Source organism: Micromonospora sp. NPDC051227, assembly GCF_044455385.1.
Classification (GTDB): Bacteria; Actinomycetota; Actinomycetes; order Mycobacteriales; family Micromonosporaceae; genus Micromonospora.
In genome coordinates, this window is the sequence record NZ_JBITET010000005.1 from 15,830 (window position 1) to 39,981 (window position 24,152).

At 66.8% G+C, this 24,152-nt stretch carries 19 protein-coding genes and 2 pseudogenes; 12 read left to right on the plus strand and 9 right to left on the minus strand.

What is annotated here, in order from left to right; translation table 11 throughout:
- Positions 1-22: 22 nt before the first annotated feature.
- Both ACIA47_RS15035 and ACIA47_RS15040 read right to left on the minus strand, forming a co-directional pair.
- Positions 23-1,099: a toll/interleukin-1 receptor domain-containing protein gene (locus tag ACIA47_RS15035; RefSeq protein WP_396708270.1), complete on the minus strand. Its 1,077-nt coding sequence runs from the start codon at positions 1,097-1,099 to the stop codon at positions 23-25.
- Between the two features lie 103 nt (positions 1,100-1,202).
- Entirely contained in the window at positions 1,203-2,444 is a 1,242-nt protein-coding gene (locus tag ACIA47_RS15040) for a helix-turn-helix domain-containing protein (RefSeq protein ID WP_396708272.1), read from the minus strand.
- A 339-nt stretch (positions 2,445-2,783) separates the two neighbouring features.
- Here ACIA47_RS15040 and ACIA47_RS15045 point away from each other — a divergent pair, with 339 nt between their 5' ends.
- Both ACIA47_RS15045 and ACIA47_RS15050 read left to right on the plus strand, forming a co-directional pair.
- On the plus strand, positions 2,784-3,191 hold the full coding sequence (locus tag ACIA47_RS15045) for a hypothetical protein (RefSeq protein ID WP_396708274.1): 408 nt from the start codon (positions 2,784-2,786) through the stop codon (positions 3,189-3,191).
- Between the two features lie 26 nt (positions 3,192-3,217).
- Entirely contained in the window at positions 3,218-4,039 is an 822-nt protein-coding gene (locus ACIA47_RS15050) for a hypothetical protein (protein ID WP_396708275.1), read from the plus strand.
- 1,007 nt (positions 4,040-5,046) lie between these two features.
- Here ACIA47_RS15050 and ACIA47_RS15055 read toward each other — a convergent pair.
- Both ACIA47_RS15055 and ACIA47_RS15060 read right to left on the minus strand, forming a co-directional pair.
- Entirely contained in the window at positions 5,047-5,685 is a 639-nt protein-coding gene (locus ACIA47_RS15055) for a class I SAM-dependent methyltransferase family protein (protein ID WP_396708277.1), read from the minus strand.
- Between the two features lie 131 nt (positions 5,686-5,816).
- Positions 5,817-6,197: a hypothetical protein gene (locus tag ACIA47_RS15060; protein ID WP_396708279.1), complete on the minus strand. Its 381-nt coding sequence runs from the start codon at positions 6,195-6,197 to the stop codon at positions 5,817-5,819.
- A gap of 189 nt (positions 6,198-6,386) precedes the next feature.
- On the opposite strand from ACIA47_RS15060, the gene ACIA47_RS15065 reads away from it, so the two are divergent.
- Positions 6,387-7,100, plus strand: a complete 714-nt coding sequence (locus ACIA47_RS15065; protein ID WP_396708281.1) for a PIG-L family deacetylase — start codon at positions 6,387-6,389, stop codon at positions 7,098-7,100.
- A 129-nt stretch (positions 7,101-7,229) separates the two neighbouring features.
- Here ACIA47_RS15065 and ACIA47_RS15070 read toward each other — a convergent pair whose 3' ends face one another.
- Positions 7,230-11,600 (minus strand): AAA family ATPase, encoded by a 4,371-nt coding sequence (locus ACIA47_RS15070; protein ID WP_396708283.1) that lies wholly within the window; start codon positions 11,598-11,600, stop codon positions 7,230-7,232.
- A 764-nt stretch (positions 11,601-12,364) separates the two neighbouring features.
- Between ACIA47_RS15070 and ACIA47_RS15075 the strand changes: the two genes are divergently transcribed.
- The 3 genes from ACIA47_RS15075 to ACIA47_RS15085 all read left to right on the plus strand — a co-directional run bounded on the left by ACIA47_RS15075 (position 12,365) and on the right by ACIA47_RS15085 (position 14,419).
- Positions 12,365-12,817 carry an SH3 domain-containing protein gene (locus tag ACIA47_RS15075; protein WP_396708285.1) on the plus strand — a complete coding sequence of 151 codons (453 nt, stop codon included), beginning with the start codon at positions 12,365-12,367 and terminating at the stop codon, positions 12,815-12,817.
- Positions 12,818-13,489: 672 nt separating this feature from the next.
- Positions 13,490-13,903, plus strand: coding sequence for an alpha/beta hydrolase (locus ACIA47_RS15080; protein ID WP_396708287.1), 414 nt, complete (start codon positions 13,490-13,492; stop codon positions 13,901-13,903).
- 48 nt (positions 13,904-13,951) lie between these two features.
- Positions 13,952-14,419, plus strand: a complete 468-nt coding sequence (locus tag ACIA47_RS15085) for an alpha/beta fold hydrolase (protein ID WP_396708289.1) — start codon at positions 13,952-13,954, stop codon at positions 14,417-14,419.
- Positions 14,420-15,130: 711 nt separating this feature from the next.
- On the opposite strand, the gene ACIA47_RS15090 is transcribed toward ACIA47_RS15085, so the two are convergent.
- Entirely contained in the window at positions 15,131-15,373 is a 243-nt protein-coding gene (locus ACIA47_RS15090; RefSeq protein WP_396708291.1) for a hypothetical protein, read from the minus strand.
- Between the two features lie 311 nt (positions 15,374-15,684).
- On the opposite strand from ACIA47_RS15090, the gene hflX reads away from it, so the two are divergent.
- On the plus strand, positions 15,685-16,833 hold the full coding sequence (gene hflX / locus ACIA47_RS15095; protein WP_396708293.1) for a GTPase HflX: 1,149 nt from the start codon (positions 15,685-15,687) through the stop codon (positions 16,831-16,833).
- 317 nt (positions 16,834-17,150) lie between these two features.
- A complete protein-coding gene (locus ACIA47_RS15100) occupies positions 17,151-17,615 on the plus strand; it encodes a hypothetical protein (protein ID WP_396708295.1) in 465 nt (154 codons plus the stop codon).
- A 643-nt stretch (positions 17,616-18,258) separates the two neighbouring features.
- Here the strand turns inward: ACIA47_RS15100 and ACIA47_RS15105 are convergent.
- Positions 18,259-18,849, minus strand: coding sequence for a hypothetical protein (locus ACIA47_RS15105; RefSeq protein ID WP_396708297.1), 591 nt, complete (start codon positions 18,847-18,849; stop codon positions 18,259-18,261).
- Between the two features lie 228 nt (positions 18,850-19,077).
- Between ACIA47_RS15105 and ACIA47_RS15110 the strand changes: the two genes are divergently transcribed.
- The gene (locus ACIA47_RS15110; RefSeq protein ID WP_396708299.1) at positions 19,078-19,608 is read left to right on the plus strand and encodes a hypothetical protein; all 531 of its coding nucleotides are present in this window, start codon (positions 19,078-19,080) and stop codon (positions 19,606-19,608) included.
- Positions 19,609-19,719: 111 nt separating this feature from the next.
- Here the strand turns inward: ACIA47_RS15110 and ACIA47_RS15115 are convergent.
- Positions 19,720-19,946: pseudogene (locus ACIA47_RS15115) on the minus strand (hypothetical protein); the annotation flags it as partial.
- A 282-nt stretch (positions 19,947-20,228) separates the two neighbouring features.
- On the opposite strand from ACIA47_RS15115, the gene ACIA47_RS15120 reads away from it, so the two are divergent.
- The 3 genes from ACIA47_RS15120 (at position 20,229) to ACIA47_RS15130 (ending at position 23,193) form a co-directional block, all read left to right on the plus strand.
- Positions 20,229-21,263, plus strand: coding sequence for a hypothetical protein (locus ACIA47_RS15120; protein WP_396708301.1), 1,035 nt, complete (start codon positions 20,229-20,231; stop codon positions 21,261-21,263).
- A gap of 374 nt (positions 21,264-21,637) precedes the next feature.
- Complete coding sequence (locus ACIA47_RS15125; protein WP_396708303.1) at positions 21,638-22,276, plus strand: hypothetical protein; 639 nt, start codon at positions 21,638-21,640, stop codon at positions 22,274-22,276.
- Positions 22,277-22,962: 686 nt separating this feature from the next.
- The gene (locus ACIA47_RS15130) at positions 22,963-23,193 is read left to right on the plus strand and encodes a hypothetical protein (RefSeq protein WP_396708305.1); all 231 of its coding nucleotides are present in this window, start codon (positions 22,963-22,965) and stop codon (positions 23,191-23,193) included.
- 134 nt (positions 23,194-23,327) lie between these two features.
- Here the strand turns inward: ACIA47_RS15130 and ACIA47_RS15135 are convergent.
- Positions 23,328-23,753: pseudogene (locus ACIA47_RS15135) on the minus strand (class I SAM-dependent methyltransferase); the annotation flags it as partial.
- Positions 23,754-24,152: the final 399 nt, after the last annotated feature.

Genomic DNA, 24,152 nt, shown 5'->3' on the forward strand with positions numbered 1-24,152 from the left:
TGACGTGCCGGGCTGAGCTCGGTCATCTGTCGACGCAGTCGGGCACTCGTGCGTCCACGGCCGTGACGCCTCCCCCGAGCGGATCACCGTTGGCGAATGTGTCTGAGGGCGCGTACAGGCCCCGGTAGGGATCACTGACGATGTGATACCAGTTGCTTACGCTGGCCATGCCGCTCGCGTCCGGCACCTTGCAGTCGATCTCGACCGCAGTGCCGTACGGGATCCGCCGGCCATCCGGTGTGGAACCTGGATCCTTGAACAGCGGGGAACCGATGCGGTTGCCGGCGAACTCGGTGTACGTCCGTGGCGGCCCGTCGTTGCTGGGCCGGAGCGCGTGCCCGGCGAGCCCGCCCACTGCCAGGCCCACGACGACCGCCACCGCGGTGTACCACCGCGCGTAGCGTGGACGGTCGCCCGCCTGTCGAGCGAGCGTGTACCACCCGATGCCACCGCAGGCGGCCGCCGCGAGCGCGGCGGAGACCGCGAGTGAGCCGACCGTTGAGGCGGTCGTTACCTCGAGGGAATGCTGCATCCAGGCGAGGAACCCCGTCACCGCGGCGGCGAGCCCGGCAGCCACGTAGGTGGCCACCCACTCGCCGTCGACCGCCTGTGGGTCGGACCGGGCCACGGGAACCTGGTCAGTTGACTGACCCCGGACCTTCGCCACGATGAGCGCGCCGAACTGTTCCGGGGTCGTCTGTCGAAGGTCGATGTAGCCGACGGTGTCACGGATGCCCGGGATCCGGGTGTCGTCGAAACGAGCGGGTAGCAGGTACTCCTCGTGTTGCCGGAACGCGCGGGCCTGGGCGCTCTTGAGCTCGTGCGAGGTCCACAGTTTCCGGGCGTAGTCTGCGGACAGAAACACCACGCAGAACTTCGATGCATCCGAGTAGACCCCGTCGAGATGCTGGTAGAGGTCCTTGCCCCAGAGCTCGACCCGCTCATAAAGGTCGTAAAATACGCGAATTCCCGCGCTTCTGGCGACCTCGGCGACACGGTCGACGTACTGCCGTTGTTCGCCTGCGAAGCTGAAGCACACGTCGTAGTGGGTGTCGTCTCCGCGTGGCGCGTGCCGTGAACCGAGCGTCGCGTCGTGCATCTGGGACCACCTTCGTGACGAGGAGGCAAACCGTGGGCGGCACGGCATGGGGATGGTCTGTGCGGCCTGACCACGACGGGGCCGGCCCTGCGGGCGCGACCGGTCAGGTGAGCGCCGCGGCCTCAGCCAGGAACTGCTGCACCAGCGAGTCACGACGCCAGCGACGCAGCTCGTGGGACACAGCGCGCAACTGAACCCGGGTCGTGCCGGACCCGGTCCGTCGCGCGTGCGCTACGGCTTGCCTCCCCACCTCCACGGCTTGGCGCCGCTCACCGATGCGGGCATAGGCGGTAGACAGGCGTGCCGCGAACAGCCCTCGCATTCGCACAGAGGTCGGCGCAAGTGTCGCTACCGTCTGCTCAAGGAACTGGATCGCCTGGTCGGGCCGGTGCAGGTCAACCTCACACCAGCCGATCGTGGCGCCCAACAGGTCGGTGATCGAGGTAGAGCCGAGCCGGAACCGGCCGATCACTACAGGACGGTCGGTCGTGGCGCGCATCTGGTCGACGGCCACTGCGTAGGCGTCGTGATCGCCCGCGCAGGCCGCCCCTTGGGCGGTGATGCGGGAGACGAGCACACCGGCGCCGGGTCCAGCGGCGGCTCGGGCGCTGCCGGCGTCGCTGAGCACCTGCGCGGCGTCGCAACGGTACAGAGCCGTTTCCGCCTGGCGTATCCACGTGTGTGCGACGGCGTCGGCCGAGCCGAGACACTCCGCCAGCACTGCTGAGAGTTCGATCCAGTCATCGACCGCCTCGCTGCTGCTCTCCTGGGCCATCCAGCCAGCGAGGTCCGCGTACGCGAAGGCCGGTTCCAGCAATTCACAGGTCTCGTCCGGGCAGCCCGCCACAGACGCCGCCAGCGTCAGCGCCCAGGGCTCGACCAGCCCAGCGCATGTCGTCGCGTTGACCTGCTGGCACAACGCCCGCAGATCCTGGCTCAGAGCTTGGGCCGTCGCTGCCAGGCGACGGTGAGACGTCCGATCGGGCGCGACCTCGATGCTGCCGCCCTGTCGTGCTATGCCACGAGCGGCGAGGCGGTCCACCAGTTCCGGCAGCCCGGCCCGCCCGGTTGAGTTGGAAGCCGCGACGTCGGCTGGGGGCCGCTGCTTCGGCAGGCGGCGAGCGGCCCTGCCCTGGTGACCGATGTGAGCGACCAGCGTCCCACCGGTCTTCAGCGCCGCGTCGGCCCGCTGCAACACTGCGAGGCTCGGTCGGCGTTGGCCGGTTTCGATCTTGCTGAGATATCCCTTGTCGTAGCGAATGATCTCGGCGAAGGCGCTGAGGGAATGGCCGGACGCAATGCGCAGTCGCCGTAGCGTTTCGCCGACCGTACCCGACTCCACCATGGGTGCTCCCTTCCAAACCCGCGGTTCACGCTACCGCTCCGCCAGCCGTCGGCGGTCGCTATTTCTCCCTACGGCGGCTCTTCTAGTCCGTTGCCCATTGCCAATTTCCGACACTTCTCCAGCGTGCTTGTGGACAGGCGTGGACCAGATATGACAAATGGGTCCCAGTGCAGGCCCGCTGCCTCCGCTGCCTCGGGGTGGCATCGCTAGAACGGTGCGAATGGACGACGCGATGGCGATCTTCAAACATCCGCCTGGCACACTGAACAACGTATGTCTGTCGGTTCCCTCGGAAGGGCGGCAATGCGTGACCGCTCAGAATTCGACAGACTCACAGTGATGGCCTTGCTCGGTGCTGCTGGCCTGATGATCGGCGCGATCTCCGCCGCCATGCAGATAGCCGGGGCGTTCGTCGAATCCAACAAGGCCGCACTGTTCATCGCCTTGATCACCGTCGGCTCGGCGCCACTGCTCGCGATGGGCTATGCCAAAGCCCATCGCCACGGTCTGTTTGCACGGGTCGGTGTCCGGACGTCGCTGTTCGTCGTCACCTGCACTGCCGTCGGTCTGATACTCGGCAGCGCAGCCGCGCTGCTCACCCAGCACGCCGCAGCCGAGGCGCCGCCTGCCCGAATCGGCGCGGCGGAGGTTACCGGTGGCGTCGCCCGCGAGGCCAGGGCGATACCGGAGCACACCGAGACCGACCCGCACGTCCCCGCAACCGCCGGTGACCGTCCCACTCAGTGATACCACCGATCAACGAGGAGAGGGTCATGCGCGGAGGAAAGCCGCTCGTCCTGGCTGGCGGCTCCGTACTCGTGCTGGTAGCGGCGGTCATCGGCTTCCGGATGGTCAACGCGCCAACGAAGCCGATGTCCACGCCCAGTCCAACCGGCAGTGCCGGAACTCCGTCGATGGGCACAGCCAGCCTGGCACCCCTCGTGTTCGCCGTGACAGGCTCCTGCACGACCGCTGGCGGCACCCTGTCCGCCCGCAGTAGCGGATTCACCGTTGGCGGGACCTACTCCACCCGCGCGTGGCACCCCGACGGCAGGCCATATGGACTGGCGAAAATCTCGGCCGCGGTCACCCCAGATGGTGGCGTCAGCTGGACCTGGCCGTGCGCCGGCGACCCGCCAGGGGAGTACACCACCCAGCTGACCGACGAACGCACCGGCCGGACCACCGGGCTGGTGCGCTTTACGGTGCAGGCCGCCCGTCCTGGCTCCCCGAGTCCCAAGGCCAGCGATGTGGCCCAGCGTCCGGCGTCCCCCTCGACAAGCCGTCGCCCCATCCCAAATGGAGAAGACCCTCTTCATGTCGCGCTGTCCGCGAACCGCGCAGGCGCCCCCGTCTTCGCCGATACCAGCGGCACACCTGCCAGCGGAGTGCCCGACCGGATTCCATTCGGGCATGAGGTCAAAGTCGCCTGCAAAACCCAAAACGCCTCCCCGCTCACCAGCGTCACCTACTGGTACCTGCTACGCGGCGCCCCGTGGGATGGCCTGTACGCGCCGTCGGACGTGTTCGCCAACGGCGACCCCCTCGGCTCCAACGGCACGACGAACGTTGACCCAGCCATCCCGGACTGCTGACCAGCCCTCGATCAGCAGATTGCCGGAACGGACGCCCCGAGCCCGGCTGAAGGGACGACCGGCGATCGCCCGCCCCTGTGCTGCGTCCGTGAGGTCGCCAGAGGCGGTGTGAGTCGTCGTAAGCCAGCGTGACCCCTGTCCTGCTCGACCAACCGCCATACGGTCGATTCGCCTGCCCCGGGCAAGGCCTTGGCGTGGACACCACGGTCCCTTGGTGGTCCACTGCGACGCATCCCTTGGCAGGCATGAGCGACGATGACCGCCAATATTAGGTCGTCGTTCGCCGCAGGCGTGGCCCCAATGCTGCTGCCGCCGAGCCAGCGCGCTCACCCAGCTCGTCAGACGGCCGAGCCGGGAGGGCCGTGGGAAACATTGGGTCGGGGAACCTTTGGGCACCGGCTTCCTCGCTGGCCTCGCCTACGTCGCCGCGTGGCTTGTGCGGCGGCTGCTCGTCGCCGCAGTCGCCTCTCGCGTGTACGTCGACGCTGCGGTGGCCGCGTGACTACGGATTCCGGGCCGTGTCGTGGCGCCGTGCGACGCTACAGCTGCCCGCCGGGATTCGGGAGCACGTGGGGAGCAGTCGGGTGCGCCGAACGGGCTCGAACCGCGCCCAACGGCATTGAACGGCATTCGACTGCACCCACCATGACCTGCGGCTTCTCGTTTTAGCAGGTCAGAGCCGGTGCAGCGTCCTGTTTCCCGCGGAGTGCTCCGCGGTTCTGCACAACGGTCGACAACGCTCTATATGGCCTGGCAGGGGAGTGTGCGCAGGTCAAGGTGGTAAGGAGCCACTGATTGGCGGGGCCTTGCGACTGGGAGCAGATTGGGTGCAGGTTGGCGAAGTGGTCAGCGCGCCCGAAGTGCTCACCGACCCTGTGCAGGACGGTGTGGCACCTTCTGGGGTCGGTAGGGCGGCGTCCGCTCATGCTGTAGTGAAGGCGGCTCCGAACGACAAGGCAGGGCTCTGTGATCACCTCGCGGCGACAGAAGCCATCGCGATCGGCTACTCACGCGGTAAACGTGAAGATTCTGCCGGTGGGTGGTGCCTGCTGAGGTTGTCCGTGGAATCGATGAGCGCCGACAGAGAACAGCACGTCAGGTGGTGCGTGGAATGCCTCCTCGGCGAAGCCGGCGTCGGCGAACCAGCCGCGTATCGCCGGGGTGAGGTCGGGACCGCGCCGGGTCCTGGTCCAGATCACGGTTGCGTCGGCTGCGCATAGCTGCGGCAAGGCGTTGATCGTTGCTCGCACGTCGCCGTCGCTGATGTTGCCCAGTACCCCGGCGAGAACGACCAAATCGGCAGGGGCGGCCGTGCGGTAGGCGGCGAAGTCGCCAGCATCGGCTTGGGTGGCGGTGATCCCGTTGAGCCCAGCGGCGGTGATACCCATCCGGGCGGCGGCCACGTTGCGTGGGTCGTACTCGATTAGCTCTGCGTATACCCGTTCGGCGTCCGGCCGCGGCGCAAGGGCGCCGATGAGGTCATGCCCTTGTCCCGCGCACACGCTGACGATCCGGAGCGAGGAGTCAGGACGTTGGTCAAGCCAGCCGTTGATGTGCTGCTGAACGAGCCGAAGCCTCCGCGACAGCGGCGATGTGTCGTCGTCGTAGGGCAGGTGCCAGTCGTGCCAGTTGGTAGTAGCGGTCACCGAAGCCATGCTGCCACCGGTTCGCTCTGCTGTGCCCCGCCGTTAAGGCACAGCGGCGAGCCAAACCAAGATTGGCAGGCATCGACGCTCGGCATCCCAGGTGACCTTGAAAAGAGCATGCCGGCGTGGCGTTATCTGGGGCGCCGATCCCATGGGCGGTGCGCTGACAAGGTTCTTCGGCTCGCAGCCTTCTTGGGCATGCCTGACTTCTGGGCCCGCCTGGTTGAGGCGGCCGGTGCGAGATTGGGTGGTTCTTCGTTGCGGTGCGTGACGTTTTGGCTGGTGCCGGACATAAGCACGTAGGGGGTGTGATGGACGCTGCGAAGGAGCAGTTCGCCGAGTTGTACGAGTGCCATCACGGTGACGTGTGGCGGTACGTCGCTCGGCGGATGGGTGCGTCTGAGGTCGGTGATGTTGTCGCCGATGTCATCGCGGCCCGAAGGGCATCCGTCGATCCGGGCGTCGACGATTTTGCCGCCAGGCATGTTCGGCCGCAGCGCAGTCTTGCTCAAGCAAGCGCAGCTCACCTTGTGCGCTAGCCATGGCCGAAGGGCGCTATCGTGATCGCTGGTTCGCTTCCAACCTGGGTGAAAACAGCGGCTGGGGTTTCTCGTCGACATGTACCTGCCGGCGCCGCGGGCGTGACCGCGACCGGTCTTCTAGGCTCCGCGGCCGCCGCGCTGCCTCCTGCCTTGTTCGCCGTGGCCCATCCGGATGACGAGGTCCAGGCGATGGGCGTTGCTCTCGCCGAGCACCTGGCGGCGGGGCAGGACGTGCACCTGCTGTGGCTGTCGAGGGGAACGGCGTCCGGCGCTCGCGACCAACTCAACGGCACGGCGTTGTCGGCCCGGTGGGGCGTCACCCACGATCCCGCAGCCGAGGGCTATCAGCCGCTCGGGGTGGACGAGTTCGGCGCGGCGCGGATCGCCGAGGGTACAGCCGCCGTACGGTGTCTGGCGGCCGGTACGACGGGGACGCTCACGCTGCATGAGGCCGGCTTGCCGGACGGGGCGATCACGCAGGCCGACGCGGAGGCGGCGATCGCCGCCGTCGCGGACCGGATCGCGCCCGGTGGCCCGCTGCGGATCAAAACGCACTCGCACATCGTTGACAATCATCCGGATCATGTCGCCGCCGGCCGGGCCGCCCGCCCGCTGTCCTCGGGCAACCCGACCCGGTTCGGCGACCTGCGGCAGTACATCCTGCCGCCGTACTGGTCGGACCCTCGGCTCAGCCAGGTCAGTGAGGCGTGGGACGCCCCGACCGACGCTGGCATCACCCAGCGGGTGCGAAACGCCAGTCGGGCGTACGGCGCATGGTCGCCGACGCTCGGCTCGTTCGCGATCGGTTGGCACAGTGTCCCCAGCTTCTTCACCACACTCGACGCCAATCCGCGCTGCCTGGTGCACGTCTGACAACGAACCGGCATGCGGAAACTTGGCGTCTACTCGTCAGCGACGCTGCTTGTTAAGCCTCTGCTCGCTACTCGTCGCGCCGAAACGCCAGATCAGGCAAATACGGCTGGAGTACTAAGATTTCGAGTGCTATGCGCACACTCTCGGGAGTGGTTCGCCCGGGGCGAATCCTCTCCACTCCTTGCTGGTTGGGGGTCCTACCATGCTGCAGATGTATTCGACGGGCTTGACGTAGTGGGCGGGGTGCCAGAGCCGTATCGTTGTGTCCATGCTTGCGGTGGCGACGGTTGAGCTGTCGGGGCTGAAGGCAACTGCCACGACTGCCGCGGTGTGGCCGGTCAACGGCGTGCTCACCGGTTGCCAGGTGGCTGTGTTCCACAGCCGTAAGGTCCTGTCGTCGCCGGCAGTGGCCAGGAGCCTGCCGTCCGGGCTGAACGCCATGGCGATCACGGCACCGGTATGTCCGGTGAGCGGAGCGCCAACAGCTTGACGTGTGATCGGATCCCACAGTTGGACCGTCCCGTCCACTCCTGCGGACGCGAGCAGTCTCCCGTCAGGACTGAACGCCACAGTGGTCGCTTCGTTCGTATGTCTGGTGAGCGGAGCGCCAACAGCTTGACGTGTGATCGGATCCCACAGTTGGACCGTCCCGTCCACTCCTGCGGACGCGAACAATCTCCCGTCAGGACCAAATGTCACCGACAAGATGGTATCTACGTGATTGGGCAAGGGTATGTTGATTGGGTCAGTGCCGGTCAGGGAAACGAGATGTATGCCGCTACCCCTCGCCACGGCCAAAAGCTTCCGGTCAGGGCTGAACGCGATGGGGCCGGAATCGAACCCCGGCGGTAGCTGGGTGGGTTTGCCCATCCGGATGCCGGTAGCGGTGTCGAACACCTGGACTTTGTCGCTCGTCAGGATGGCCAGTAGGAGACCATCGGGGCTGATTGCTATTTGATGGATGTCATTCGTCAGGACTCTGTCCGGGCGGAGCATGGTTTCATAGCGGCTTGTAGTGTCTCCGGTCTGCTGTCCACCAATGCTGTCGCCGCTTAACGGACGCCGGAGTCGCACCGTCTCCCCGCCCAGATCAGCGCTCAGAAGTTTCCCGTCGGTGCTGAAGCCCAGGGAGTTCGCCAAGTACGAGGTGTTGGTCAGCGGGCCTGCAGCTGGATCGAGAGTGGCTGGGTTCCACAATCGCACTGTCTCGTCGTCGCTTGCTGTTGCCAAAAGCCCACCGTCTGGGCTGAACGCTGCCGCCCTGATGGTGTCCGTATGGCCCGACAGGGAACCATCCATGGGCGTCTGGGTGCCGCTGTCCCACAGTTGCGCCCTGTTGTCGCTGGCGGCGGTTATCAGGAGTTTGCCGTCCGGACTGAGCGCCATCGGCGGGTACTGGTTCACATGACGGTTGAACGGCTTGCCGATACGTTCTTTTTTCGGTATATCCCACAGCTGCACGTGGCCGTGGCCAGCTACAACGGCTAGGCGGTCACCTTTTGCGCTGAACCACGCTGATTGGTATTCCTCGGCCGAGTGCGTAACAATCTCATCACGAGGCTTTTTCGTGCGATCCGGCACCGAAACAAGGAGTTTTCCACTGCTGCGCGGAACGGCTAACAATCTTCCGTCAGGGCCGAACATCACCGCGATGTACGCGGGTTCTTCCTTTGACACCCAACGGAAGTGGCCGGTGGACACGTCCCAAAGCTGGCTTCTGGAACTGCTGGTGGTCGCTAGAAGCCTGCCGTCCGGGCTGAATGACATCGTGGTGATCCATCCTCCTTCCGGAGCGCCAGGAGGAACATCAGCGACATCGCCGGTGGCGAGATTCCACAACTTGGTGTCGCCCTGGAAGCCGGCGGCGGTGGCCAGAAACTTTCCATCTGGACTGAACGCCATGGCGTAGACCCGCCCCCGGTGACCGGTCATGGGTTCGCCGACGGGACGGCGGGTGGCGACGTCCCACAGTCGAATCGTGCCGTCGCGACCGCCCGCGGCGATCTGTCTTCCATCAGGGCTGAACACCACGGAGTAGACCGGCGAGACGTGCCCGATGAGGGCGGATCGATGTTCGGTGATGAGTGAATTCATGCTGCTGCGAGCCTCGTCGGTCGGAGCGACGGCCCACGCCGACAACGCGAGTCGCCAGGCCCTCACCGGATCGTCCTGGTGGATGCTTTGACTCTGCGCCGCGAGTTGGCGGGACAGTGCCGCAGCGCGTTGACGGTCGGCGTTCACCGCGTAGGTGACCGAGGCGACAGCTCCGATACAGGCAGCCAGGGCAAGAGTGACCAGGCCCGCCATGATGGACTGCCGAATCCTGCTGCTCCGTCTCGCATGGCGGTCGCTGGCGGCGAGGAAGCTCTGCTCCGCGAGGGTCAAGGCAAGGCGCGGCCCGGCAACCGCGCTCCGATCCGCGGTGGCACGGCGCACCATGGCGAGTTGGGCTCCGCGATAGAGGAATGAGGCATCGTGGTCGCGTGCCTGCCAGGTGGCCGCATCCTGTCGGAGTTGCGCGTGGATGAGCCGATCGTTGCGATCGCCCTCCAGCCACTTGCGCAACCGAGGCCAGGCGAGCAACACCACGTCGTGGGCGATTTCAATCGACTCGGCGTTGGCGACGACGAGCCGCTTCGCCGTGAAGGCGTCGAGTACGGCCTCCACCCGTCCACGGTGCTTTGTGTCGGCAACGACGGCAAACAGTTCCGCGCGGGCGAGCTGTCGCCGGGTCGGTGCCCCGTCGGCGCCGACAGTGGTCATCCGCTCGAACAGCTGCCGAGTGATTTCCCGCTGCGGTCCGGTCAGACGGTTGTATACGTCCTCCGCGGTTGTCGCGATGACCTCGCTCACTCCTCCGGTGGCACCGTATCCGCGGCGAGTGAGCCGGTTGGACTCACACCGTTGCCATGTCAGCAGCATGGTCTGGGACAGCAATGGCAACGCTCCGGTGGCGAACTGAGCGGCTTCGGGCAGGGTACGCAACTCCGCCAGGATCTCCTCGGGCAGACCGTCCTCCACCTGAATTCCGCAGGCCGCGGCCGGACCGGTGATCGCACGCCGTAACTCCGGCATGCTCATCGGCCCGACCACGAACTGGCCGTCCTGTAACACCGGAACCAGCTCGGGATACACGGCGCACCGGTCGAGGAAATCACCACGGATGGTCAGCAGTACCAGACCGGGTGGATGGCCCGGCGCGGAATCCGCCGTGGCGATGGCCACCAGGGCATCGATGTATGCCTGTCGGCGCTCCTGCGCGTCGCCTCGGTCGTCGGCGAGCGTGAACAGCTCTTCGAACTGGTCCACGACGAGCACGAGTCGGCCACCCGCCCGGCATGCCTCCCGGCGCTCGACGGGCAACCGGGCCGCGTGCGCCAGCACCGCCTGTCGGGCCAATAGCCGCGCCTCCGTCGGCCGGTGGCTGATCGTAAGGCGAAGCGACGCGGCGTCCACCCCGGCAAGCGTGGCCAGCTGGATCACCAGCTCATCGATCGCTGCCGTGCCGGGCGTGATGATCAGACGAGGCCAGTCCGTCGAGCCCGCTACGGCCAGCTGACCCCGGGCGATCGCAGGCATCAGTCCGGCACGTACCAGGGACGACTTTCCTGCCCCTGAGGCGCCTGTCACCACAAGCATCCCGACGCCGGAGAGCCGTTGCTCCACTCGCCCGGTCAGCTCGGCGGTCAGGCGCTCCCGCCCATAGAACACGCCCGCCTGGTCCTCCTGGAACGGCCACAGACCACGGTACGGGGGCTGATCCCCGTCAAAGACGCGGTCAGTGTCCTGCTGAGGGCGGGTCCGCTGCTCGATGACCTGGAGCCCATCCCGGATCAGCCGCAACTGGGCGGCGTGCCGGAGATGGTGGTCGCGGTCATCGCGGCGATCGGCGGCCTGCCGATGGAGGTCGCTTTGGAGACGAGCGGTGAGCGCGCGTACATCGCCGACCATGAGACCGAACTCCGCTAGGTCCTTGGCCAGGCCCTCAAGGCCGGCGACAAACTCCGCGTGCTGATCCTGACCGAGACCGACTGCCGTGGCCGCCACGCTCTGCAGTGCGGTGATCTCACGTAGCGCCGCAGCGGTCTCACCCTCATCGCGCCCACCCGTGCCGCCACCGGCGTTCCCCGCTCCCGTTGAGGGGTCGCGCCGGGTGCCGGTGGTCGCGTCTCCATGACGATTCCGCACGTCCTGGGTGCCCGCTTGCAGCCGGGCATCCATGATCCGCTCCCACGCCTCAGCCCACTGGCGTACCTGCGCTGCGTCGACCCCCAAGGCGACCACCAGGCGATCCAGCACGTCGGCCGGCATCAGCGTACGTCCGGTCAGATAGTTCGCCAGACTGCTCTTCGGTATGCCGCTGGCCACCTCGAGATCCTGTAGCGAAAGACGTACCTTGCCTCGGTGCCGAGCGGCGTTGATACGTAGCCGGTTCAGCTCGTCCAAGAGGTCCTGCAGAGTGCACACCGCAGCAAGGTCACGCGTGACATCGTCGGACACGAATGCAAGTTTCGTCCACCGATCCGTGGCAGGACAAGCTTTCTCGGCGGCGGTTCACCCTGGCGTGACGTTCGCGGTCGGAGCAGATCGACGGTTTGAGGTACCAGTGTCCCGTCGCGGCGGAGGCGAGTTCGCGGGACGCGTACGGCAGCAGACGGGAGCCTGGTTTGCGCAGGACCTGTCAGCGTCGAAGGCCGCACGGGGCTGCGGGCTCGAAGACTGGTATGGCTCGCGGAAATGATAGCGGGCCGGCGATGAGGAGACGTGTGGCGTCGCTTTCCGCGGCCCAGGTGGACCCCAGTGTCGGCGGATGAGTCGCGACTACGAAAGTTGGCCGAGATTCCTGGACAAGGGGCCCGCATCGCACCGGCTCGGCGTGGATCGTTCGAGAAGAGGGCCGACCAACAGTTGCGCGACCAGTCCCAGGTGGGGCCTCGAGGTCGAGGGTCAAGCCTCGATATTGGGCGTCCATGGACGTCCAGGTTTCATGGTGACGGGTTCTGCCCGTGGCATGGTCGTGAGATCACGGTCGGGCCTGACAGGTGAGCAGCCGGCATTTCTGACTCATCGGGTCCGTCTACGGCCGGCAATCCGAGTCGACCAGTTGGAGCTGTCATGTCACATTTCGGCGGTCGTTCACCACCTGTCGCCGCACCCAGCCCGAACGAAGCTCACCAAGGTTGACCCCAAAGGACAGCGCCGGGCTTTCGGCGAATCTTCCGGCAACCTACGACGTAACGTCAATTCCCTATTTAGGAGTTCCGTTGATCAGGCTACCCATCCGTCCACTAACCCTCGCCGCGTCGACGCTCGCGCTCGTAACCGCCACGACGACCATCCTCACGACACCAGCCTCGGCCGGCGAGCCCAATGCCGCCGCGGACAAAGCCGACACGTCAGCCGACATGACCCCGATGCACTGGAGCTGCGGCAGGGGGGCCCCGCAGAACCTCGATGACCGTCCGGGCTATGTAACCGAGGCCGCAAATGTCAGGAGCGGCTCCAGCACCAGGTGTAGTGACCTCTACACGATCTACCCCGGCGAGAAACTTGACATGTTCTGCTGGGCGCGGGACATCAACGGGATCCACACGTGGACATACGTCATCAGCGTGCCGTATAAGGATAAGAGGGGCTGGATACGGGACGACCTGTTGCAAGGCAACGGATCCAATAAAGTCTGCCCTGGTCAGACCCCTCCGACCGCGTATCGCTGACTCCATCCAACCAGGTGAAGCACGTCGTGGTTCGGCCTCGGCAACAGGGCACTCGCGATGGTGCGGCAATCTCTTAATGTGCGATGGATGGCCACTCCGCCACTGTCGCTGACAGTGCACAAGTAATACGACCAGTACTCGCCTGCGCCGGCCCGCTGCGCATCCTTGGGATTGCGCAGCGGGTCTCCGGCCGTCCGCTCGACGGAGTGGCCCGCTGCGCCCGGTCCTCAGACCGAGCAGCGATGGTCGCAATTTTGTGTCCGCAGGGCTGTTGTAATTACCCGAGCCAGGCACGTTCCGGCATCCCGCAGGCAGCCGCCGTCGCTCGCCCAGATGGCCGCGCGGACGCAGGTTGACACCGCCCTGGAGCAGCCGGCTGTACCTACCATTGACCGCTACTGAAGAACCCCACCTCTCAGGACCGGCTGAGGCAGTGGCTTGGGTGAGCATCGACCGTTGACCTGGCACAGAGCTCGCGCCAGGCGCGCACATCGGGACGTTGCTGTGACTGGACGCGGACGGTGGCCACGGTATTCAGGAGCGCGTGGACGGCAGCCGCTTCGACCGGTAGGAGTGCGTATTCGACATGGACGAGTTCGGTCGTTGCCGTCCTGGACCGCTACTGACAGTTCTCGGGCGCACCCCGCCGGCGGCACCGTGCTTGACTGCCGCATGGAGCTCGGTATCGATGTTGAAGGCACGCGGCTGGCTGCGACGCTCGACCTGCCGACCGGGCAGGTCCGCGGCGCCGTGGTCATCCTCCACGGCGCGCAGGCGGGACACCGCTCGTACTTCGGCTACATGCACCTCGCTCAGATCCTGCCCGACGCGGGGGTCGCAGTCCTGCGGTACGAGCGTCGACCCCGCATCGGCGGTCACGACGTGCCCTTGGCCGACCAGGCCGACGACGCGGCTGCGGCCATCGCCGTGCTGCGTGGATACGTTGGTGCGGTGCCGATTGGGTTGTGGGGCTGGAGCCAGGGCGCCTGGGCCGCACCGCTGACCGCAGCGCGCAACCCCGGCCTGGTTGCCTTCCTCATCCTCGTTTCCTGCAGCGGAGTCAGCCCCGCCGCACAGATGCGCTAAGGCACCGCGGAACAGTTACGCCAGTACGGCTTCACCGATGCGGACCTTGTGGACCTGGACCATCTGCGCGGCACGGTCGAGGAGTACCTGCGTGGGCACACCGGCCGGGCATCGGCGCAGCACGCCGTAGACCGTGCCGCAGCGCGCCCATGGTTTCCGCTGGCGAGGCTACCCCGCGAGCTCCCCACCGAGACCGGCACGTGGACCGACATGGAGTTCGATCCAGAGCCGGTGTTCGCGCGGGCGAACTGTCCAGTGCTGTTGTTCTACGGAGCGACCGATGCCTGGTCGCCGGTCGATGCGAGCATCGCCGCCTGGCGGCGTGCCGCCACCACCGGAGCGCTGGACCTGACGGTCTGCCGCCTCGATGGATGCGACCACCTGCCGAGCTTCGACGAGCGCGAAGATATCGCGAGCATCAGCAGTCAGTACAGCACGACGCTGGTCACCTGGCTCGAAAGCCAGCTGAGTACCGGCTGGGCCGACAGGCGGGGTTGTCGCGATGACAAGTCATGACCTTGGGCTTAGGGGTAGCGGCTCCAGGTGCCGCCGGCATTGGTGACTTGGCGGGTCGCGGTGGTGGGGTGGAAGCCGAGGGCGTCGGCGACGACCGGGGTGATCTGCAAATGGGGGAGCAGGTGGGGAGCAACAGCATGCCCTGAACGGCCTCGAACTGCACCCAACGGCGTCGAACGGCGCTCAACTGCACCCATCCCTGCCTGCGGCTCCACGTTTCTGCAGGTCAGAGTCGGTGCGGGTCCTGTTTCCCGCGGAGTGCTCCGCGGTTCTGCGATACGATCGAAAGCGCTCCATGCCGCCTGGTAGGCGAGTGTGCGCAGGTCAAGGCGGTAAGGACCCGACGGTTGGCCCGACCTTGCAACTGGGAGCAGATTGGGTGCAGGTTGGCGAAGTGTTCTCCGCGCCCGAAGTGCTCATCGATGCCGGACAGGGACGAGGGCTTTGACCTGTAGTGATGCGGTCGCGCGGTGCGGCGTGACCTCCCAGTAGAGCTCGAAGTGGTCAGGCGTTGCTGCTCCCGGGATAGCTCGCGCCGGCCGGCGTCTCGGTTCGCCTGAGGCCACGTCTGCAGGCGTGCTGCAGCCCAACGAGCACAATCGTCGTCAGGGCGTGAGCTGGGGGTCAATCAGCGTACTGTTCGACTCGGTCCGCGTGAATGGGCGTCTCCGCAGTCTCGGCGCTATCTGAGCCTGCGGAGACGCCGGTGGTTCAGCCGTTCTGCGGGCTGGTGTTGTCCGTGCCGCCGAGGCGGGCCAGGAAATCGTGGCACTTGTGGGCACGCGCGGAGTCCTCCGCCATGACCTGCTCGAAGAACGACGCGATCTCGTCTTGGCCGGCGTTCTTGGCGTCGCGGACGTATTGCCCGTAGTCGTGCCCTGCTTTGAGCGAGTGGTACTGCACGGAGATGAGGTCGAACGTCACGTCGTCGAAGCCGGTTTCTCCGGTAGCCATGTGCTCTCCTTCCCCTCAGGGCCGCGTATGCACGCGTCGTCCGGTAGTCCTACCCACGCGGACGTGGTGCATTCCCGAAACCTAATGCCACGGCGGCGGTGCTGTCTGCCGGCCCGTTGTCAGGCCCGTTCTTGAGACCATCTCGCTGAAGGGGGCGTACGTCGCGTGCGCGGGGGACTGGTGCCGGCGCCACCAAGGGCCGACGCGGCGATCGCCGGGCAGCCGACCAGCCGGGCTGGGAGCGGGTGGCCGGCATGGTCGCTTCCGGCGGGGGTAGGTGATACGCACCCGAGACGAGGTGAGGTGGGACCATGGCCGGATCGTGGTTGCTGGGGCCGGACACCGGTGGCCAGGGCGAGCGCCTGACGGCGGTTCTAGTGGCGGTACGCGACGACGGCGCAGCCGACAGCGGTCCCGGCTCGCAGACCTCGCTGACCGAGCTGCGCCGGCTAGCCGCCACCGACGGCCTGGCCGTCGCCGACGAGGTGGTGCAGAGCCGGCCAAACCCCGACCCGGCGACCTACGTCGGCTCCGGCAAGGTCGACGAACTGGCCGCGCTGGCCGAAAGCGCACACGCCGACCTGGTGATCGCCGACGGCGAACTGACCCCCGGTCAGGTACGCAACCTGGAGGAACGCGTCGGCGTACGGGTGGTCGACCGCACCGCCCTGATCCTCGATATCTTCGCCGAGCACGCCCGGACCAGCGAGGGTCGTGTACAGGTGGAACTGGCGCAGATCGCCTACCAGTTGCCCCGTCTGCGCGGCGGGGGCCGCACCATGTCCCGCGTCGGCGGCGGCCGGACGGCCGGCGGCGCCGGTATGGGTGTCCGGGGTCCCGGTGAGATGCGGCTGGAAACCCAGCGCCGCACCCTGCGCCAGCGCGCCACCCGACTACGCCGCAACGCCTCCGAACTCGCCCGACGGCGCGAGCGCACCCGCACCCGCCGCGCCCGTAACCAGGTGCCTTCGGTGTCGATCACCGGCTACACCAACGCCGGCAAATCGGCGCTGCTCAACCGGCTGACCGGCGCCGATGCCCAGGTCCACGACGTGCTGTTCGCGACCCTGGACCCGACCGTCCGTCGGATCAGCACCGGCGATTTGACCTACACCGTCACGGACACGGTGGGCTTCGTCCGACACCTTCCCCACCAACTCGTCGACGCGTTCCGCTCGACGCTGGAGGAGGTCACCCGCAGCGACCTCGCACTGCACGTGGTCGACGCCTCCGCCCCCGACGCGCTGGACCAGATCACCACCGTGCACGGCGTGCTGCACGAGATCGGCGCGCGCGACGTTCCCGAGCTCCTGGTCCTCAACAAGATCGACGTGGCGCCGCCGGAGTGGGTGGACTCGCTCTGCCGGGTCCACCCGGACGCCGTCGCGGTCTCCGCCCGCACCGGCGCCGGCATCGACCACCTCTGGGCCGAACTCGCCCGACGGGTACGCCTCCATTGACCCGGCTGCCCTCGGTTACAACTACCGATCGCCTAACTGAACAAGATCTCTTCTTGTTGCGCGGGCAGGTCGTCGTCGCTCTGCTCTCGAATGGTGGGGTTTTTATGGGCGGTGACGGATCTCGGCCAGGCGCTGTTCGTAGCTGACCACGCTGTCGCGCCTGAGCCGGTAGGCGGGATTAGGGCACAGGCACAAGCCCCAGCAAGAGGGCCTGCCATGCACCACGGCAGCGTCGCCAATGCAGCGCTGGACCTGCATCCTGACGTACCCCGGATGTGGGGGATCCGCTGTCGTATCCCTGTGGTGAAGTGCGTGCCATGGGTGTGCTGTACGACTACTTCCGGGCCAAGGACGACGCTGCGGCTGTCAGGTTGATGAAGGATTTCGAGGGCGGACCGTTCGCTGTCAGCCGCGGCGGCATAGCTGTGGATGCGGTTGACCTGAAGGGCATTGAGCCGACCGTGACCCTCGGCAAGCTGGTGAGCTTCGTTCGACAGGTTGACTGGGATGTGAGCCTGGTCGACCTTGAGTTGTTGTGGAGCGGGGACGAGCAGGACGGGCCGTGGCTGATGTCGCTGGACCGGGCCGCGCGGGACACCCTCGCCTCTATCAGCGACGCCCAGGTGCGGGAGTTGGCGGCGCAATGGGGGCGGATCGAGGAGTTGGCGTGGAGTGGTCCGCTTTCTGACGACGAGATGCTGCCTGTGATTGAGAAGGTTGCCGCGCTTGCTCAGCGCGCGCGAGACGCGGGCGAGGATCTGTATTGCTGGTGTTGCCTGTGACTTACAAGGAGGCGGTGCCGGGCGTGGATAGGGGGAGCAGACTGGGAGCAGCGGGGTGCCCTGAACGGCCTTGAACTGCGTCCAGCGCCGTCGAACGGCGCTCAACTGCACCCACCCCTACCTGCGGCTCCACGTTCGCGCAGGTCAGAGTCGGTGCAGCGTCCTGGTTCCCGCGGAGTGCTCCGCGACTTTCCGCAGCAGTCGACAGCGCTCTATCCCTCCTGGCAGGGGAGATCGCAGGTCACGGCGGTAAGGAGCTGCCAGGTGGCCCGGCCTTGCAACTGGGCGCAGATTGGGTGCAGGTTGGCGAAGTGGTCAGCGCGCCCGAAGTGCTCATCGATGTTGGACAGGCCGTCAGTGCTGCTGTCGGTATGCATCCCGGAAGCCGAGACTCAAATCCCACCAGCAACCTTCTGACCAGGGCTTCTTGCTGGGAGACCTCTTCGCCGAGTCCGAAGGCGTCAGCGATGGTGCCCTGCTGAGGCGGTAGGGCGGCGTCTGCACATGCCGAGAACAGTGCGCACGATCGGGCTCGTAGCCGACGTGCGGGCGATGCCGCCGGTCGCGCCTCAGTGCGGTGGGACTCCGCTGGGCATACGCGTCCGGACAACTGTGATGGCTGGATGGACAGTTGTGGAACTGGTCAGAGCGGTCCCCACAGGTGACGGCGTTTCCACCTCTCGTCGCCGGCTCGGAAATCCTGCAGGAGCCGCAGGGCTGCCTCACGGTCGGTGGTCTGGCAGCGGAAGTGTCGGTCGATGGAACCTTCCTGACACTCCAGTGCGTATGTCCCGGCGGGTACTCCGGCAGCGTCGCCGTAGCCAACCTGGACGAACCATCCGTCGGCGCGTTCGAGGATCACGTAGCCGTTGTCTTTGCCGACCTGGCCGATGATCCATTCCAATCGGCCCGCGTCGGGGTCTGGCATCGTCGGCAGACTCTCCGACGAGAGCGTAAAAGGCGCTGCGTAGCCCGGCGCGTTCGGGTTTACGACGTGGTACCCCGGTTCGTAACAGACCAGGCCGTGCTCGGCGGCGAGCGTCAGGACGGCGGTACCGACCTCGTCGGCTCGCGACCAGACGCACGAGACGGTCAGAATCGCGTCGGAACGCTCGGGAGTCATGCTCCACACGCCGAGCCGGTCGATGTCATCATCGCCGAGACTCTCCAGCGGCGGGAAGCGGTCGAGCAGTGCGTCATAGAGCCGCCCCACGGCGGGATGCGCGGCGAACACTTCCGGTACGCCGTCGCCCCAGCGCTCCAGCTTTGCTCGCGCCTCGGCCGCAGTGACCGATTGGTCCTCGTGCCAGACGTACAGGTCAAACTCACCGCAACCCCAGGTGCCTCAGCCAAGCCGGCGACGACAGCCTAGGGCCCGCGATGACGGTTGTGTCGCCAACTAGACAGGCCGGCCGCGGGTCGCAGGGCTACGTCCACGCGCCTCCTGCCCCAGGATCGTGCGATGCGTCTCCGCCACAGCACCGTCGCCATCACCGTCGCCGTCTTGCTCACCGCCGGCTGCGGCACCGACACACCTGACAAACCGACTAGCAGCCCACAGGAGCCGAGCATCACCCAGTCCGCCCCGGCCCCGGCACCGGCCGAACCGCTCACCGCGAAGCAGGTGCTTGACAAGCTGACCACCGCGAAAGTCGGCCTCACGTCAAGTGCTGTTCAGAACGAGGACACCGACCCCAACGACCTGCTAGGCAGGCCCAACGGGTACACCTCGCGCGCGTCTGCTGACCTGCCCGGCGGGGATAAGCAAGCCGACAAGTACGGCATTGACCGTGGACTTGTTGTTGAAGTGTTCACCGCCGTTGAAGATGTGGAACGGCGGTCGAAGTACATCCAAGATTCGCTGAAAAGCATGCCGATCCTGGGCACCGAATATCACTACAGGGCGGATCAAGGGCGGGTGTTGGTGAGGGTCTCGGGGAAGGTGAAGCCGACGCAGGCCAAAAAGATTGAGGCTGCAGCTACGGGCATGTGACCAGGGGGCGGCAGTCCGAGACGGTCACTGCCGCCCCGTCCGGCCCGTAAGCTCCAACAGAGCTCGGTCAGCCGTCGCCTGCGGCACTCGGGCAGGTCGGGTTGTCTGGTGCTCCTCCGTCGGGGCGCCCTCGTCCATCGAGGTGAACAGCAGGTAGACGTCGATGGAGTGGTGCGCGTCTGCCCGTTGGGCAGCCGGATGAGCCGCCGCCGGCAGCCGATCTCGGTGACCGTCGAGAGCGGCACCACCCGCAGCGACGACGACATCGCCCCGGCCGGGTCGTCGCCGGGCGGCACGTCCTCGCCGTGCCAGAGGATGAGCCGGCTGCCGTCGCAGACGCGTGCGCTGCGGCATCCGGATCTGCCTCCGATAGCGTGGGTCGCAGCCAACTCGGGCGGGCACACGTCCTCCTACTCGAGGATCGGATAGGGCGGGGCGCGCCTGCCGATCCCCTCACTGCGGACTCATCACCTCAACAGCCTGATGCAAGGGCGGCTTCCGCAACGGCGCGGCTGTGCGGTGTCGGAAATCAGCGCCGCCTAGCCGTAGGCAGCACTTCCGATGGTGACACCGACGTGCTTCGGTAAGCACACCACCACTGCACGCCACTGGGAGTAGAGATGACCCGGACTGTTCGGCACGGCTTCTTGGTCAGTCTGACCGCTGTTGCCCTGACCGCAACGCTGGGCCTGCCCGGCGTTGCCATGGCCGAGCCGAAGCGCCGGACCGTCCCGGTCTGCGCGCTACGACCACTGCCCTTACCAGCGGACATGAGTGGTCGAGCTTTGGCGGTCGACCCGACTGGTCGGTTCATCGCCGGTATCGGCTACCGAATCGATGACGACGATTCGCAGCCGCTACTGCTGCTGTGGGCCGGAACGCCGCACCGACCCGGGCCTGGAGTGTGGGGCGAACCCCGCCTCACCGTCGTTACCATCGGAGCGCCGGGGCAAGTCGAGGACATCAATCGGTACGGCGTTGCCGTCGGCTATGCCTTCGTCGGCAACGTCTACCGCCCCTGGCGCTACCACAACGGGCGCCTGGAGTGGTTACCCGTCCTGCCGACGGTCTCCAACACCTTTGCGCTGGGGATCAACTCACGCGGCGACATCGTTGGCCTGGGCGCCGTTGAAGAGACCGAGTCGACCCTGCCGCTGCTCTGGCCCGTTGACCGGCCGGGCACCGTCGAGGTGATCGACGCCCCGTTTTACGCTAGCGCGAGGGAGATCCTCGACGACGGCACTATCATCGGCACCGCCGGCAGCTTCGGCTGGGTACGCCATCCCGACGCAAGGACCGACCGGCTCACCGCCCCCGGGGCCCGGTGGTCGGGGATCTCCGCGGCCCGGGGGACCTGGGCAGTTGGTAGCATCGGCACCGGCAGTGAGGGCGGGGACAGCACCCTGGTGCGCTGGGACCTGCGGACTGGCGTGGCGTCCGCCGTGAACCCGGCGCTGGTATCAGCGCAGGACGTCAACAGTCGAGGCACAGTGCTCGGCGACCGAGCCGTCGACCACGGCGACCGGCTCGTCGCCCTAGGCGGCACCATCCCCGGTGTCCGAGACCCCTTCGGCTGGGGGATCGCCGATAACGGCCTCGTCGTAGGCTACGTCAACGGCTCCCGACTGCGCCCAGCGCGTTGGATCAACTGTTGAGAATAGTCGGCGCCACGGCTTGTATCTTGTGTCTTCCTCGGGTCGGAGGCCATGGATGCGCCGAGGGGTCCTTAAGCACCGGCAGTTACGGAGGCGGCTCCAGTAGCCGTAGGCTAGTCGTGCATAGCGCACTGACAGAGAGCATGCTCGGCGCATTTACGGTGACGATTATCGGCCAACGGTCCGGCGCGAGCCCATTTGGGGGAGCAGGTTGGGAGCAGCGGGGTGCCCTGAACGGCCCTGAACTGCGTCCAACGGCATCGAACGGCGCTCAACTGCACCCACCCCTGCCTGCGGCTCCACGTTGTCGCAGGTCAGAGGCGGTGCGGCGTCCTGAGCATGGCGAGCGGCTCCGGAGGCACTATCGCGACCTGATGGACAGCGAGCACGACGGTCTGCGGTACGAGTGGCTCATTGAGCTGGCCGAGGGAGACCGCGGCGGCGACCAGCGCATCACTACGCTCGTCGACCTTGCCGGCCGGGCGAGCATGGTCGGCGACGACGCGCTGGCGACCGACTTCCTGCGGGCGTCGGCGCTGCGGTGCTGGAACCTCGCTCCCGGTCGACCGGTGGGCAAGCAGGTGATCGCCGCGGCCGACCGCCTGGCGGTTGTCGACGCTCCGACGCGCGCGCAACTGCTGGCGTACTGCTCACCCTTCGACAGCGACCCCGAGATCCGGGATTTGATCGCCCATGTACCGGCCGCCGCCCGGGACACCACCACCAGCTACCGGCTCGCACACGCGGCGGCGTGTGCCGGAGCGTCCGACGTCTCCGAGGGCCTGCTCACCGACGCGGCGAAGCGGCTGCGTGCCGACGGTCACCTGCACACGCTCGGCAGGACGCTGTCGCTGCTCGCGTGGTCCGCCCTGCGCCGGGGAAACTGGTCATACGCCGTGGCCGCCGCCGAAGAGAGCACCCGGTTGTGCGCGGAGACCCGCCAGCCGTTCTGGGAGGCGTCCTCGCTCGTCGCGCACGCCGTGGTGGCCGCGTTCCGCGACAGACCGCGGTGAGCGACCAGCCGGCGACCGGTGACGCCAGCCCGACGACGAGCGCGCCTAACGCGATGTCCCAGCCCGGCCGGGTCGTCAAACCCACCGCGGCATGCTGTACGCCCAGCCGACGTCTTTCTGCGCCAAAGTACAGCTAGTTCGGCGCTGTACCGATCGCAGTCGCGGCGATGGGTCTGACTGTCTCGCGGGGAGGCCGGCCGGGGTGGTCGGATCTTGTTGTCGTGCTTCACGCCTGCCCTGGGTGGCTTGCTCTCCGTGCTGTATCCGCCGTGGGTGCGATCCAGGGCCGACGCCGCTCCAACCGCCACGCCGTAGAAGGCGGCTACGACACCACCAGACGCCGAGACGTTAGCCACCCTCATGGCCGAGCCCGGGCTGCTCTAGAACGGGCCCACTCAGGTCCAGGCTGTGCACCTCCACCACTGCCGCGCAGCTAGAAGCATGGATAAGACCTGACCTATGGCTGCAGCGGTCGACTCCACGTCCGACAGGTCGGCAAGTGGACCGAACGCATCTGACGCATCCCTCTCGCCTCTGTCCACACGGGTATCCTGCCACCACCGCCGCACTGCCAAGGGCTCGCGCTGCCGGACTTCTCCACCGGCGGCCTCGCCCACCATCTGGCCAACCAGGTCACTCAGACAGCGGCATTCATTGCCGCACCGCCAGGAGAATCGGCGATCTCGGTGCTTGAGCACTTCACCGGCAACGCCTGGGTGACCTCAGGCTTGGATAGTGCCGACAACATCGACATCCGGCGCCGCAGCGAGCAGACAGCTGCCGCGACGACCCCCAGGGAGCTGGCGGACGCGGTCGATGCGGCATTGACCGACCTGCGTGCCACGGTGACAGCGCAACCGCCCGACCGCAACGTGGACCTGGGCGACTGGGGCCTAAAAGTCGACGATTCCTGCTGACCCGGGTCATGGAGCTGGTCGTGCACACCGACGACCTGGCAGCCAGCCTCGGCTTGCCGACGCCACCGATGCCGCAGACAGCGACCGAGCGACAATCCAGTTGCTTAGCAGTCTCGCGGTCTGGCGACACGGTTCCCTGAACGTGATACCCGTGCTAGCTCGTCAAAGGCCGTTTGACGATCGGCCGGTGCCCGAAAGATTAGGGAGTACCATCAAACCACGCCTGCCAGCGACGCTGGCTCGAAGGGCAGCTCACGCAAATCGGCCACGTCGAACCGGAAGGCCGCATGGTCACGCTGCGCCACGCGGATCATCTCGGGTGAGAGGTCGACTCCCAACGGCGCCAGACCCTTGGCCGCCAGGTAGGGCGCGAGGCGTCGCGTCCCGCAGCCGACATCGCCGACGGTGATGCCCAAGTCCGCGGCAAGCGTCAGGTCGCAGAACAGGTCGAGGACGGCCCGCTCTGCGGGCATGTGATCAAGAGCGTCAGCCAGGCGTTCGGCGTAATAATCGGCGAGGACGTCGTGTGAGGCTCTCAACTCTTCGGTGTTGGCGTCCACGGAAGGGACTATAGGAGCCTGGGCCTCGTCCGCCCATGCTGCGAATCGGGGGTGGGCCCGGTTAACAGTTCGAGGTTGATCGGTCCGAGGTGCAGGATGTAGGGGTGATCCTGTTGGTTCCCGCGCGGCCGACTTCCGGTAGGCCGGCGCCTGACAGCCGACGGAGATCCGCCGACGGGCGGCGTCGGCTGCGGTGTAGTTGCCCTGGTTGTCGAGGAGCACGGACAGGGTCTCCAGGTACGGCACCACCAGGCGCCTTCGTCAGCTGGCCCGAGGACCGTGGTCACCAGATCGGTGATGGTGTCGCTGCTGGATGAAGGTCGCACTCGACTCCGGAGGTGTGGACCGCCGTCGCCACGTCGCCGTTTGCGTCGAGGTCCGACGATAGGATCGGCGAAC

Excerpts from the sequence above, each read along its gene's own strand:
- ACIA47_RS15110 (WP_396708299.1), top strand. The coding sequence starts at position 19,078 with ATGCGTCTCCGCCACAGCACCGTCGCCATCACCGTCGCCGTCTTGCTC.
- ACIA47_RS15100 (WP_396708295.1), top strand. The coding sequence starts at position 17,151 with ATGGGTGTGCTGTACGACTACTTCCGGGCCAAGGACGACGCTGCGGCT.
- hflX (WP_396708293.1), top strand. The coding sequence starts at position 15,685 with ATGGCCGGATCGTGGTTGCTGGGGCCGGACACCGGTGGCCAGGGCGAG.
- ACIA47_RS15040 (WP_396708272.1), bottom strand. The coding sequence starts at position 2,444 with ATGGTGGAGTCGGGTACGGTCGGCGAAACGCTACGGCGACTGCGCATT.
- ACIA47_RS15090 (WP_396708291.1), bottom strand. The coding sequence starts at position 15,373 with ATGGCTACCGGAGAAACCGGCTTCGACGACGTGACGTTCGACCTCATC.
- ACIA47_RS15120 (WP_396708301.1), top strand. The coding sequence starts at position 20,229 with ATGACCCGGACTGTTCGGCACGGCTTCTTGGTCAGTCTGACCGCTGTT.
- ACIA47_RS15050 (WP_396708275.1), top strand. The coding sequence starts at position 3,218 with ATGCGCGGAGGAAAGCCGCTCGTCCTGGCTGGCGGCTCCGTACTCGTG.
- ACIA47_RS15125 (WP_396708303.1), top strand. The coding sequence starts at position 21,638 with ATGGACAGCGAGCACGACGGTCTGCGGTACGAGTGGCTCATTGAGCTG.
- ACIA47_RS15035 (WP_396708270.1), bottom strand. The coding sequence starts at position 1,099 with ATGCACGACGCGACGCTCGGTTCACGGCACGCGCCACGCGGAGACGAC.
- ACIA47_RS15080 (WP_396708287.1), top strand. The coding sequence starts at position 13,490 with ATGGAGCTCGGTATCGATGTTGAAGGCACGCGGCTGGCTGCGACGCTC.
- ACIA47_RS15045 (WP_396708274.1), top strand. The coding sequence starts at position 2,784 with ATGGCCTTGCTCGGTGCTGCTGGCCTGATGATCGGCGCGATCTCCGCC.